Genomic DNA, 12,916 nt, shown 5'->3' with positions numbered 1-12,916 from the left:
TCTATCCAATAGCGTTTTGGTGATAAAGTTCGGTGATAAAGCATGTTTTTTTAACTATCTTGCCTAAACTTTCAAACAATGCCAAGTTATTTTTGGTTAAAGATTTTTGGTTAAAGATAATGGCTAGATTCAAGTTTTGACTTAGCTAAAAAATATTGTGACGACCCTTGATAAGCCAAAAAACCACCCCCAATAAAATCCGAGTAAATTACTCAAGTTTATGCTAAAATATGGGTAAAAATTGATGACAAGCTAGGGTGACATATGAGCGATACAGAAAAAACCACAAATATCAAAATTACCGATTCAGCGCAAGGTTATCTGACTGAGTTGTTGGCAAAACAAAATACTGACGGCATCGGTGTGCGTATTTTTGTTGAACATCCAGGCACGCCGCGAGCAGAATGCTGTATGTCATATAGCCAGCCAGATGAACACAATCCTGACGATTTAAAATTGGATTATGAGACATTCACCGCTTATATAGACACCCCATCTATTCCTTATCTTGAAGATGCGGTGATTGATTACAATAAAGACCGTTTTGGCGGTCAATTGACATTCCGTGCGCCCAACTCAAAAGTGCCAAAACTGGGTGAAAATGCGAGCCTAGAAGAGCGTATCAATTACGTGTTGTCTTCAGAAATCAATCCAAATCTAGCATCGCATGGCGGTAACGTGCAATTGGTGGATTTGGTACATGAAGAAGGGGTTGGTATCACCGCAGTGCTCAAATTTGGCGGCGGCTGTCAAGGCTGCTCTGCAGTTGATATGACGCTAAAACAAGGGGTTGAAGTTTCGCTTAAACAGCAAATACCAGAATTAACCCAAGTGATTGATGAGACCGACCATACTTATACTGCCAATGCGTTTTATAAGTAAGGTGAAGAGATTGGCAAGTTATAGTTAAATGAAAAGGGCGTTGCAAAACGTCCTTTTTTATTGATTAACATCTAATAATAAAAAACCCAGTGTAACACTGGGTTTTGGTTCGAAACATTTTTGAAGCATTGGCTTAATCGCGGTCTTCAACAGCCACAAAATCACGTTGTGTGTAGCCAGTATATAACTGACGTGGACGACCGATTTTGTAAGGTGCAGAGTGCATTTCTAACCAGTGGCTGATCCAACCAGAAGTACGTGCTAACGCAAAGATTACGGTAAACATAGAGGTTGGAATACCGATGGCTTTTAGAATGATACCTGAGTAGAAGTCAACATTTGGATATAAGTTACGCTCTTTAAAGTACGGGTCATTCAAGGCGATTTGTTCAAGCTTCATCGCAAGTTCAAGTTGTGGATCTTTGATGCCAAGCTCGCCCAATACTTCGTCACAAGTTTCTTTCATCACTTTGGCGCGTGGGTCAAAGTTTTTATAAACACGGTGACCAAAGCCCATTAATTTCACTTCTTTACGTTTGACTTTTTCCATGAATTCGTCAACGTTGTCTACGCTGCCGATTTCATCAAGCATTTTAAGTACAGCTTCGTTGGCGCCACCGTGTGCAGGTCCCCAAAGAGCCGCAATACCTGCCGCAATACAAGCGTATGGGTTGGCGCCCGTAGAGCCTGCTAGACGTACAGTTGAGGTTGAGGCATTTTGTTCGTGGTCAGCATGTAAGGTAAAGATTTTATCCATCGCTTTTGCCAGGATTGGATTGACTTGATAGTTGACATCCGCTGGGGTTGCAAACATCATGTGTAAGAAGTTTTCAGCGTAGTTTAAATCATTACGCGGATACATAAATGGTTGACCATTGCTGTATTTGTAGCACATGGCGGCGATGGTAGGGACTTTAGCAATCAAGCGAATCGCAGTGATTTCACGATGGTCTTGTTTGCTCACATCAAGATTGTTGTGGTAGAACGCAGATAACGCACCCATCACACCAACCATAATCGCCATCGGATGAGCGTCACGGCGGAAACCTTCAAAGAAACGACGTAATTGGTCATTTACCATTGAATGTTTACGAACTTTTTCGTAGAAGTCAGCTTTTTGCTCAGCATTGGGTAGTTCACCATGAATGAGTGCATACGCAACTTCTAAGTATTCTGCTTTATCAGCTAATTGGTCAATTGGGTAACCACGGTGTAATAAGATACCTTTGTCACCATCAATGAAGGTGATTTTTGATTCAGTGGAAGCGGTTGACATGAAACCTGGATCGTATGTCCAAAAACCAGCTTGGGGTACGGCCTTAATATCGAGTACAGGATCGCCTAATGTTCCTTCAATGATAGGAAGCTCATAGTCCTGGCCATTGACGTGCAAGGTTGCAATATTGTCTTTCTCTGACATAAAATCCTCTCAGACGTGTAAAAAAAAGAAGACCTATACTTGCTCAAATGCATTGGCGCAATGACAAGGATAGGTGACTGCCCCGCCACACAGAGACGTGCAGGGCGACTTTAATAGCGAAAAAATAGCGAAAACCCAAAACTAAAACATATCTATATTAACAGCATTTTTGCCAAAAATGAAAGTAAATTTACGCCTTACGCGTACAAACAGTTAGTTATAATTAACAGGAGTTAGCTAAAACTATGCTCTCTGCTACTGACATTCTATCAACCCTTGATACGGTTAACTATCTAGAAGAGTGGGTGGCAAAACGCTGAATCTTATCAAATTATTTCTGAATTTTAATAGTGCGCTACAGGGGTTTGATAAAAGATGGTTTTTTTTCTGTTTTTGTTTGTATTTGTAATCAAAGACTCTTATAATTATAGAAATTTTACTGGTGGCTAGCTTTGTATTATTAATATTTGCTAAACATAATTTACTTTTTAGCTTTGTAATTTAACAAAATTAAAAAGTAAATTGTGTGTGGCTTTTTGTCGATTATTAGTTGGTAATTTATTAGTTTTTAATTGTGAGATACGATTAGGTTTGCGGCTAATAACTATCTATTATGTGAATAATCCAAAGTACGCTAGCTATTCCTTATCTTCGATTTACCTGTTTTTTGACAGGCTATGTGATTCATCAAACCCTGCAAGTGATGTGAAGTTCGTGCTTGATATTTTGGATATTGGCATAGCGATAACACAGGTAAGTTATAACTGCGAATAAAGGATGCCCGCTGTGAAAAGCAACCGACCGATTGACCTTCCTTTAAGCCAAGTAATTAATGTTAATTCAAAAAACCCAATTGCTTTGGCTTCAATTACCCACCGTGTTTCTGGTGTGGTGCTATTTCTCCTAATTCCTGTGATGTTATGGATTTTTCAAACGTCGCTTGCCAGTGCTGAAGGCTTTGCAGATATTTTTACGAGCCCATTGGTGAAGTTTTTGGCTTGGATCTTTGTGGCTGCATTAGGCTACCATTTTGTGATGGGTTTTAAACATTTATTTGCCGACATGGGCATGAATGAAGAATTAAACAGTGGTCGCACTGCGACATTCATTGGCTTTGTACTTGCAGCGCTTTGGGTTGTGGGTTCATTTGTATGGGTGATGTTCTAATGAAAAGTGCAACAGGTTTAACAGGTTCAGGCTCTCGCGATTGGGTGGTACAACGTATTAGTGCGGTTGTATTGGCAGTTTATTCATTGGTGATGTTGGGCTGGTTCTTAACCCACCAACCAACCTTTGAATTATGGCAAGGCTTTATGCTAAGCCTACCGATGCGCTTATTTACGCTATTGATGATACTAGCATTAGTGGGTCATGCGTGGGTAGGGATGTGGACTGTATTAACAGACTACGTTAAGTCAAATGGTTTACGTTTTGTGCTGCAATCTGCCATGATTCTTGCAGTCTTGGTTTATTTATTTTGGGGCGTGATGATTTTCTTCTAAACATCCTGTTAGATAAATTTTGTTAACGTATTTATCGATTTTGACCTCAGGGCTTTTAAGCATTTAGGTGGATAAAATCGAACCATCATTTAGGAAATTAAAGCAATGGCAACAAAACAAGACAACACCATTAGCAATATTCAAACCTTAACCTTCGATGCGGTTATCGTTGGCGGCGGTGGCTCTGGTATGCGTGCGTCGCTACAATTGGCGCGTGGCGGTATGAATGTTGCGGTATTAACCAAAGTGTTCCCAACGCGTTCTCACACGGTTGCTGCGCAAGGTGGTATTGGCGCAAGTTTGGGTAACATGAGTGATGACAACTGGCACTTTCACTTTTATGACACCATCAAAGGGTCTGACTGGTTAGGTGACCAAGACGCCATCGAATATATGTGCCGTGAAGCACCAAAAGTAGTATATGAACTTGAGCATATGGGTATGCCATTTGACCGTAACGCAGATGGTACGATTTATCAGCGTCCATTTGGCGGTCATACTGCCAACTACGGTGAAAAAGCGGTGCAACGTGCGTGTGCGGCAGCTGACCGTACAGGTCATGCATTATTGCATACCTTATATCAAAAAAATCTTGAGCAAGGCACAGAGTTTTTTATCGAGTGGATTGCGCTAGATTTGGTCAAAGATAGCAAGGGCGACGTTAACGGGGTTATCGCGCTGGAGCAAGAAACAGGTCGTGTCGCGGTATTCCAAGCGAAAACAACTGTGCTGGCAACGGGGGGTGCAGGTCGTATTTTCGCTGCGTCTACTAATGCCTTTATTAACACCGGTGACGGTCTAGGTATGGCAGTGCGTGCGGGTATTCCACTACAAGATATGGAATTTTGGCAATTTCACCCAACAGGTGTCGCAGGTGCGGGTGTATTATTGACCGAAGGTTGTCGTGGTGAAGGTGCGCTACTTCGCAATAAAGATAGCGAAGCCTTTATGGAGCGTTATGCGCCAACCCTAAAAGATTTGGCACCGCGTGACTTTGTATCACGTTCAATGGACCAAGAGATCAAAGAAGGTCGTGGTTGTGGTCCACAGGGTGATTATGTGGTACTTGATATGACGCACTTAGGTGTGGATACCATCATGAAGCGTTTACCATCGGTTTATGAAATTGGTAAAAACTTCGCGAACGTCGACATTACCAAAGAGCCAATCCCAGTTGTACCGACTATCCATTACCAAATGGGCGGTATCCCAACCAATATTCATGGTCAGGTTGTCATGCCAGATTTTGAGGCAGGTACAGATGCGGAAGGTTTATACGCCCAGCAAAAAATCGTGAAAGGCTTATATGCAATCGGCGAATGTTCATGTGTATCCGTTCACGGCGCCAACCGTCTAGGTACAAACTCACTACTCGACTTGGTAGTATTTGGTCGTGCAGCGGGCCAACATATCATTGATGAGTTCCATGCCGCTGACCGTCATGACTATGAGCCGCTATCACCGCGTGTCCTTGACAAAACTTTGGCGCGTTTGAATGTGTTACAGCAATCTACGCAAGGCCTAAATGCGCAAGATGTGGCTGACGAAATCCGCCGTACCATGCAACAACACGCAGGTGTATTCCGCACCCAAGCGTCAATGAATGAAGGTGTACAAAAAATCTTGGCACTTGAAAGCAAGGTCAATAGTCTTCACCTAGCTGATAAATCGCAAGTGTTTAATACCGCACGTATTGAAGCGCTTGAAGTGGCTAACCTCTATGAAGTTGCCAAAGCGACAATGATTTCAGCTTCACTGCGTCAAGAATGTCGTGGCGCACACACCGTCGTTGACTACGAACGTGCGGCAGATGATGCGTATGCCCCGCTTGGTCGTAATGACCACGAATGGATGAAACATACCCTTTGGTTCTCTGAAGGTAACCGTGTTATCTACAAACCTGTTCGTAAGAGCCCACTGACTGTAGACTATGTTGAGCCAAAAGTGCGTACATTCTAATTAACATTTTTTGGTCTTTGCAAGCTATTGTAAAGACCCTATAAACCAATACCATAAACGTGTGGAGTTTAGCATTATGAGCAGAGGTACTCGCACCATCGAGATTTTCCGCTACGATCCAGATAAAGACGCAGCACCCCGTATGCAGACATACCAAATTGAGCTTTTAGACTCTGACCGTATGTTATTAGACGTACTTGTCCGTTTGAAAAAAATGGACGAAACCCTCAGTTTCCGCCGTTCGTGCCGTGAAGGTATTTGTGGCTCTGACGGTATGAACATCAATGGTAAAAACGGTCTATCATGTCTTATCAACATGAACACGCTACCACAAAAAATTACTTTACGTCCGCTACCTGGTTTGCCTGTCGTGCGCGACTTAGTGGTAGATATGAACCAATTCTATGAGCAGTATGAAAAAGTTCATCCGTACTTGATTAATGACCAGCCAGCGCCACCGACTGAACGTCTACAATCACCTGAAGACCGCGAAAAGTTAAACGGTTTATATGAATGTATTTTATGTGCCTGTTGTTCAACCAGCTGTCCATCATTCTGGTGGAACCCAGACAAGTTCTTAGGTCCATCTGCGTTGTTGAATGGTTACCGCTTTGTAGCAGATAGCCGTGATACTAGCACACAGGAGCGTTTAGCGCGTTTAGACGACCCATTTAGCTTGTTCCGTTGCCGTGGCATCATGAACTGTGTGTCGGTTTGTCCAAAAGGCTTGAATCCTACCAAAGCGATTGGTCACTTACGTAACATGCTGTTAGACCAAGCAGGTTAGTACCACAGTTTGGTGACAAAAAAGCTCTGTATCGACAGGGCTTTTTTTATTGGGATGTGATAAATTCATAGTAATTGGCTATCTATTAATGAAAGTAATAAATCATATCCCAATATCATAATATTTTTTATACCTTTTCAGCCTAATGAATGAGATAAATTATCATGAATTTTGTATAATATACGATAGGTATCTATAGGGAATATTCATTTAGATTTTCTAAGGAAGGAGAAAACTAACTTTCACATTACTCTTCTTTTACTACCATTTGATAGCCATTTATATACACGCCAAGCGGCGTGAGTTGCTATATTTAGTAAATGAATGGTAACTATTACCTTAACAAAATTTTTTGTTAATTATAAAAATGCTAGGCTATTCCCTAAAATTTTTATTTCCACCTTTAAATACTACAGTAGAAAGAATCATGGCTAACCAAAACCAAACTTCTGTCTCATCTGCTCAGTTTACTGAACTGTCAGCAGATAACGCAGTCTATCTTGAATCACTCTATGAACAGTATCTTCAAGATCCACAAAGCGTTGATGAAAAATACATTCCTTACTTTGCGCAGTTTGCCAAAGATGATGATAAAAACGCCCTTCACCATACTATCCAAGACCAATTTTTGCTATTAGCTCGCAACACCACTGCCCACAAAGTTACCGGTCAATCAGCGGCAGGCACCGTCAGCCCTTCTGAAATTCGCGAATTTGCGGACAACCAAATGGGCGTGCAAAAACTGATTACCAGTTACCGCCGTCGTGGTCATCGTATTGCTAATCTAGATCCTTTAGGACTCATGCCACGTCCCGAAGTTGAAGAATTGACTTTGGCGTATTATGGTCTTTCTGAAGCGGATTTAGACACTGTATACCCTGTCAGTGACCTAAATATCGGTAAAGACAAAGCCACACTGCGTGAAATTATCCAAGTGTTAGAGCGAGTTTATTGTAGCAGCATCGGTGCAGAATATTTCCATGTAACCACTGCCAAAGAAAAACGCTGGATTGAAAAATACCTAGAGCAAAATCTTGGCTATGTCAAATTTGACAATGAAAAACGTAAATCTATCCTTGAGCGTTTGACAGCAGCGGAAGGATTAGAAAAATACTTAGCGCGTAAATATACTGGTGTGAAACGTTTTGGTCTTGAGGGTGGCGAGAGCTTTATCCCGATGGTCAATGAGATAATTCAGCGTGCGGGTGAAAACGGTACCAAAGAAATGGTTATCGGTATGGCACACCGTGGGCGTTTAAATTTATTAGTGAATATCTTAGGTAAAAACCCTAAAGATTTGTTTGATGAGTTTGATGGTAAAAAACAACCGACCGTGGGTTCAGGTGACGTAAAATACCACAATGGTTATTCATCTAACGTAATGACACCGGGCGGCGAAGCACACTTAGCCTTGGCATTTAACCCCTCGCATCTTGAGATTGTATCGCCTGTATTGATTGGTTCAGTGCGTGCCCGCCAAGTACGCCGTCAAGATAAAACCGGTGATGCCGTTTTGCCAATCGTGGTACACGGTGACGCCGCGTTCGCCGGTCAAGGTGTCAACCAAGAAACCTTCCAAATGTCACAAACCCGTGCCTACTCAACAGGTGGTACGCTGCATATTATTATCAATAACCAAGTGGGTTTTACCACCAGCCGCTTAGAAGATGCGCGTTCAACTGAATACTGTACCGACATCGCCAAGATGGTACACGCACCGATTTTTCATGTAAACGGTGACGATCCAGAAGCCGTGGTATTTATGGCACAGCTTGCCCACGACTATCGCCAAACTTTCCATAAAGATATCGTGATTGATATGTACTGTTACCGTCGTAACGGTCACAATGAAGCGGATGAGCCTTCCGCCACTCAGCCACTTATGTATTCGGTCATCAAAAAACTGCCAAGTACTCGTGAGCTATTTGCCAATAAATTGGTTGCTGAAGGCGTTATTAGCAAAGCTGAAAGTGTGGCATTTGAAGATGACTACCGTGAGTCACTCGATAAAGGCGAATATGTTGCTAGCGCACTCGTGCGTGAGCCAAATAAAACGCTGTATGTAGATTGGACACCCTATATTGGTCATAAGCTTGAAGACAATTGGGATACGAGCGTTGATATCAATCAATTAAAAGCTTATGGTGAAAAAATGGCGCAAATGCCGGAAGGCTATGAGCTACAACGCCAAGTGCAAAAAGTGGTTGAACAGCGCAAAGCCATGCAAACCGGTCAAGAGCCATTGAACTGGGGTGCAGCAGAAACCTTGGCTTATGCGTCACTGGTCGAAGAAGGCTATCCTGTCCGTATTACGGGTGAAGACGTGGGTCGTGGTACTTTCTCACATCGCCATTCAGAAATTTTCAACATGAAAGACGGCAGTATGTATGTCCCACTTGCCAACATGAGCCCTAACCAAGCACGCTTTGACACCTTTAACTCATTGTTGTCAGAAGAAGCAGTGTTGGCGTTTGAATATGGTTACGCAACGACGGTACCTAATGCGCTAGTGATCTGGGAGGCGCAGTTTGGTGACTTTGTCAATGGGGCACAAGTGGTCATTGACCAATTTATTTCTTCAGGTGAAACCAAATGGCAACGTCTATGTGGTTTGACCATGCTGTTACCACACGGCTATGAAGGTCAAGGTCCTGAGCACTCATCAGCGCGCCTAGAGCGTTTTTTGCAGCTATGTGCCGAAGACAACATGCAAGTAATTACGCCCACAACTCCGGCACAGATTTTCCATGCCCTGCGTCGACAAGTGGTTCGCCCAGCGCGTAAACCGCTGATTGTGATGTCACCAAAATCACTGCTACGTCATAAATTGGCAGTGTCAACGCTTGAAGAGCTTGCGCAAGGTCAGTTCCAAACCGTGATTCCAGAGATTGACCAACTTGATAATAACCAAGTGACGCGTTTAGTGTTGTGTGGCGGTAAAGTATATTATGACTTGCTTGAAAAACGTCGTGAATTGGGTCTCAACCATGTGGCGATTGTGCGTATCGAGCAGCTTTACCCATTACCTGAAGCACGTATTTTGGAAGAAGTGGCAAAATATCCAAACCTTGAAGGTATTGTCTGGACACAAGAAGAGCCACGTAACCAAGGCGCTTGGTACTATCTAGCACCGCACTTATTCCGTTTGATTGCACCGCCAAAACCAGCGACTCGTCCGACCAAAGCCTACTTGCTTGAGCCAGTGGCTCGCCCTTCATCGGCCGCACCTGCTGCAGGTTCGATGCAAATGCACGTTGCCCAGCAACAAAAGGTTATCAACGAAGCATTGGGTTTGCCAAAAAATGAAGATTCGACCGAAGATAAGCTAGAAGCTAAAGCGGAAATCGCAGAAAAACAAGCGACTGACTAAGCGTTTTAAAGGATTAGTACCCAATAGCTGCGTACTAATCCTTCTTGGTTTTTGGTATAGGCAATTGTGCCGAGTGCTAAGACAACAATGAATTTAACCCATTAAAAATGAAAGAATGTGAAATTAACTAGGAGTTTTCCATGAGTGAGATTAAAGTCCCCGTATTCCCAGAATCCGTTGCTGACGGTACAATTGTTGCTTGGAATTTTAATGAAGGCGACCAAGTAAGCCGTGACGCTGTATTGTGTGAAATCGAAACCGATAAAGTTGTGATGGAAGTGGTAGCACAAGCTGACGGCGTGCTTAGCAAAATTCTCAAACAAGTTGATGACACAGTACTTTCTGCTGAAGTCATCGGTGAACTGACTGAAGGCGCAACGGCGGCTGCACCAGCAAGCCAACCTGCTGAAACACAAGCACCGGCTGCCCAAGCTGAAGCCGCACCTGCAGCTGCACAACAAGCGCCTACCGCTCAAGCAACTGCTGAAGCAGATTATAAAGACCAAAGCCCAGCAGTTCGTAAAGCCGCGAATACCACAGGCGTCAATCCTGCAGAGGTTGAAGGTTCAGGTCGTGGCGGCCGTGTGACCAAAGAAGACATGGCAAACCCAACCTTAAAAGCCAACAATGCAATTAAAGCAGACAACGGTCAAGTGGTTGCCAATGCCGTCGGTCAACGTGCAGATAAACGTGTGCCAATGACACGTTTACGCGCCCGTGTTGCTGAGCGTCTGTTAGCCGCTACCCAAGAAACTGCAATGTTGACAACGTTTAATGAAGTGAACATGAAACCTATCATGGACTTACGTAGTGAGTTCAAAGAGCGTTTTGAAAAACGTCACGGTGTGAAACTAGGCTTCATGTCATTGTTTGTAAAAGCTGCTACTGAAGCGTTAAAACGTTTCCCAGCGGTAAATGCCTCTATTGATGGTAGCGATATCGTTTATCATGGTTATTATGATGTAGGTGTTGCGGTATCGAGCGACCGTGGTCTTGTGGTGCCGGTATTACGTGACACTGACCAAATGGGTATGGCAGATATCGAACGTGCGATTGGTAACTATGCGTCAAAAGCGCGTGAAGGCAAATTAGGCATTGAAGACATGACGGGTGGTACCTTCACCATTACCAACGGTGGTGTATTTGGTTCATTGATGTCAACCCCAATCATCAATCCACCACAAACAGCGATTTTGGGTATGCATGCTACCAAAGAACGCCCAATGGCGGTTAATGGCGAAGTGGTAATTCTACCTATGATGTACTTGGCATTGTCGTATGACCACCGTTTAATCGACGGTAAAGAAGCCGTACAATTCTTGGTCACTATCAAAGAATTGGTTGAAAACCCAGCGATGCTACTTCTCGATTTATAATGAAAAAAGCCTGTATTGGCAAAGGTTGATACAGGCTTTTTTGTTTAACAACTTTAACAATAACAACTCAAATTTTTGGTGAAGATTATGAAACAAAGCTATGATTTGGTAATTATCGGTGGTGGCCCTGGTGGCTATGAAGCAGCTATCCGTGCAGGCCAATTAGGTATGAGCGTGGCTTGTATCGAAAAACGTATTAATAAGGGCGAGCCAGCGTTAGGCGGTACCTGTTTGAACGTCGGTTGTATTCCTTCAAAAGCATTGCTAGACAGCTCACATCGTTATGAAGCAACCAAGCATGACTTAGCCGACCACGGTATCACCACAGGTGAGGTGGCGATTGACATCAGCAAAATGTTAAGTCGTAAAGACGCTATTGTTAAGCAATTAACCGGTGGCGTGGCTGCATTGTTAAAAGGTAACGGTGCTGACTGGCTACAAGGTACAGGTAAATTACTTGATGGTAAAGGTGCGGATAAACACGTTGAATTTACCCCATTAGATGGTTCTGCGCCTACCACTATTACCGCTAAAAATGTGATTTTAGCCTCTGGTTCTGTGCCCATTGATATCCCTGTTGCCCCGATTGATAACGAATATATCGTTGATTCAACCGGTGCGTTAGACTTTACCGAAGTGCCTGCGCGTCTAGGCGTTATTGGTGGTGGTGTGATTGGTCTTGAACTAGGTTCGGTATGGCGTCGTTTGGGTAGTGAAGTGGTAGTATTTGAAGCCATGCCAGAATTTTTAGCAGCGGCGGACAAAGCCGTGAGCAAAGAAGCGGCAAAACTACTAAAAGCCCAAGGCATGGATATTCGTATTGATACCAAAGTCACTCAGGCTCAAGTAGAAAACGGTCAGGTACTTGTATCGTTCGACGCCAAAGGTCAAGCAGGACAAGAAACCTTCGATAAACTCATCGTTTGTGTGGGTCGCCGTGCTTATAAAGAAAACCTACTTGGCGAAAATTCAGGGGTAGAGCTCACTGAACGTGGTTTGGTAGCGGTAAATGACTTCTGTCAAACCAACCTTGATGGCGTCTATGCAATCGGTGACTTGGTGCGTGGTCCAATGCTAGCGCATAAAGCGATGGAAGAAGGCATGATGGCAGTTGAACGTATTCATGGTGAAAAAGTTCAAGTCAATTATGACACCATTATTAGCGTGATTTACACACACCCAGAAATTGCATGGGTAGGCTTGACTGAAGAACAAGCCAAAGAGCAAGGTCATGAAGTCAAAACAGGTCAATTCAGCCTAGCCGCCAATGGCCGTGCGTTAGCTGCTGGTGAAGGCCAAGGCTTTATCAAAGTGGTTGCCGATGCCAAAACTGACCGTTTACTGGGTATGCATGTCGTGTCAGCGGGCGCAGGCGATATCGTTCATCAAGGCATGATTGCGATGGAATTCGTATCAAGTATTGAAGACTTACAATTGATGACGTTTGCTCACCCAACCATTTCTGAAGCGGTACACGAGGCGGTGCTATCAGCGGATGGTCGTGCGATTCATGCGATTCAACGTAAGCGCAAGTAACGTAGTTCACAAGTAACTTGGCTCACAAGTAACTTAGTACATAAGTAGCTTAGTTCACAAGCAAATGGGCTAATTAGTTTATGC

9 protein-coding genes are annotated in these 12,916 nt (G+C 43.5%); 8 read left to right on the top strand and 1 reads right to left on the bottom strand.

Going from position 1 to position 12,916, the window contains the following annotated elements; genetic code table 11:
* Positions 1–264: 264 nt before the first annotated feature.
* Entirely contained in the window at positions 265–882 is a 618-nt protein-coding gene (gene nfuA / locus ACAM37_RS09460; protein ID WP_050324879.1) for a Fe-S biogenesis protein NfuA, read from the top strand.
* A 133-nt stretch (positions 883–1,015) separates the two neighbouring features.
* On the opposite strand, the gene gltA is transcribed toward nfuA, so the two are convergent.
* Positions 1,016–2,302 carry a citrate synthase gene (gene gltA, locus ACAM37_RS09455; protein ID WP_050324880.1) on the bottom strand — a complete coding sequence of 429 codons (1,287 nt, stop codon included), beginning with the start codon at positions 2,300–2,302 and terminating at the stop codon, positions 1,016–1,018.
* A gap of 777 nt (positions 2,303–3,079) precedes the next feature.
* Here gltA and sdhC point away from each other — a divergent pair.
* The 7 genes from sdhC to lpdA all read left to right on the top strand — a co-directional run bounded on the left by sdhC (position 3,080) and on the right by lpdA (position 12,832).
* On the top strand, positions 3,080–3,469 hold the full coding sequence (gene sdhC / locus ACAM37_RS09450; RefSeq protein WP_100274133.1) for a succinate dehydrogenase, cytochrome b556 subunit: 390 nt from the start codon (positions 3,080–3,082) through the stop codon (positions 3,467–3,469).
* Positions 3,469–3,804, top strand: coding sequence for a succinate dehydrogenase, hydrophobic membrane anchor protein (sdhD, locus tag ACAM37_RS09445; protein WP_036594948.1), 336 nt, complete (start codon positions 3,469–3,471; stop codon positions 3,802–3,804). The genes sdhC and sdhD overlap by 1 nt, the downstream gene beginning before the upstream one ends.
* A 96-nt stretch (positions 3,805–3,900) precedes the next feature.
* On the top strand, positions 3,901–5,763 hold the full coding sequence (gene sdhA / locus ACAM37_RS09440) for a succinate dehydrogenase flavoprotein subunit (RefSeq protein ID WP_369626858.1): 1,863 nt from the start codon (positions 3,901–3,903) through the stop codon (positions 5,761–5,763).
* Between the two features lie 76 nt (positions 5,764–5,839).
* The gene (locus ACAM37_RS09435) at positions 5,840–6,550 is read left to right on the top strand and encodes a succinate dehydrogenase iron-sulfur subunit (RefSeq protein ID WP_369626089.1); all 711 of its coding nucleotides are present in this window, start codon (positions 5,840–5,842) and stop codon (positions 6,548–6,550) included.
* A 427-nt stretch (positions 6,551–6,977) separates the two neighbouring features.
* Positions 6,978–9,920, top strand: coding sequence for a 2-oxoglutarate dehydrogenase E1 component (locus ACAM37_RS09430; RefSeq protein ID WP_369626088.1), 2,943 nt, complete (start codon positions 6,978–6,980; stop codon positions 9,918–9,920).
* Positions 9,921–10,060: 140 nt separating this feature from the next.
* Complete coding sequence (gene odhB / locus ACAM37_RS09425) at positions 10,061–11,296, top strand: 2-oxoglutarate dehydrogenase complex dihydrolipoyllysine-residue succinyltransferase (RefSeq protein WP_369626087.1); 1,236 nt, start codon at positions 10,061–10,063, stop codon at positions 11,294–11,296.
* A gap of 87 nt (positions 11,297–11,383) precedes the next feature.
* Positions 11,384–12,832 carry a dihydrolipoyl dehydrogenase gene (gene lpdA, locus ACAM37_RS09420; protein WP_369626086.1) on the top strand — a complete coding sequence of 483 codons (1,449 nt, stop codon included), beginning with the start codon at positions 11,384–11,386 and terminating at the stop codon, positions 12,830–12,832.
* The last annotated feature ends 84 nt before the right edge of the window (positions 12,833–12,916 follow it).

Source organism: Moraxella sp. K23 (genome assembly GCF_041154765.1).
In the GTDB taxonomy this organism is placed as follows: Bacteria; Pseudomonadota; Gammaproteobacteria; order Pseudomonadales; family Moraxellaceae; genus Faucicola; species Faucicola tetraodonis.
The sequence above is the reverse complement of the archived record's forward strand: the minus strand, read 5'-3'. Positions and strand labels throughout refer to the sequence as shown.

What these genes read in the sequence shown, in the direction of transcription:
- nfuA (WP_050324879.1), top strand. Translation starts at nt 265, where the DNA reads ATGAGCGATACAGAAAAAACCACAAATATCAAAATTACCGATTCAGCG.
- gltA (WP_050324880.1), bottom strand. Translation starts at nt 2,302, where the DNA reads ATGTCAGAGAAAGACAATATTGCAACCTTGCACGTCAATGGCCAGGAC.
- sdhC (WP_100274133.1), top strand. Translation starts at nt 3,080, where the DNA reads ATGCCCGCTGTGAAAAGCAACCGACCGATTGACCTTCCTTTAAGCCAA.
- sdhD (WP_036594948.1), top strand. Translation starts at nt 3,469, where the DNA reads ATGAAAAGTGCAACAGGTTTAACAGGTTCAGGCTCTCGCGATTGGGTG.
- ACAM37_RS09435 (WP_369626089.1), top strand. Translation starts at nt 5,840, where the DNA reads ATGAGCAGAGGTACTCGCACCATCGAGATTTTCCGCTACGATCCAGAT.
- ACAM37_RS09430 (WP_369626088.1), top strand. Translation starts at nt 6,978, where the DNA reads ATGGCTAACCAAAACCAAACTTCTGTCTCATCTGCTCAGTTTACTGAA.
- odhB (WP_369626087.1), top strand. Translation starts at nt 10,061, where the DNA reads ATGAGTGAGATTAAAGTCCCCGTATTCCCAGAATCCGTTGCTGACGGT.
- lpdA (WP_369626086.1), top strand. Translation starts at nt 11,384, where the DNA reads ATGAAACAAAGCTATGATTTGGTAATTATCGGTGGTGGCCCTGGTGGC.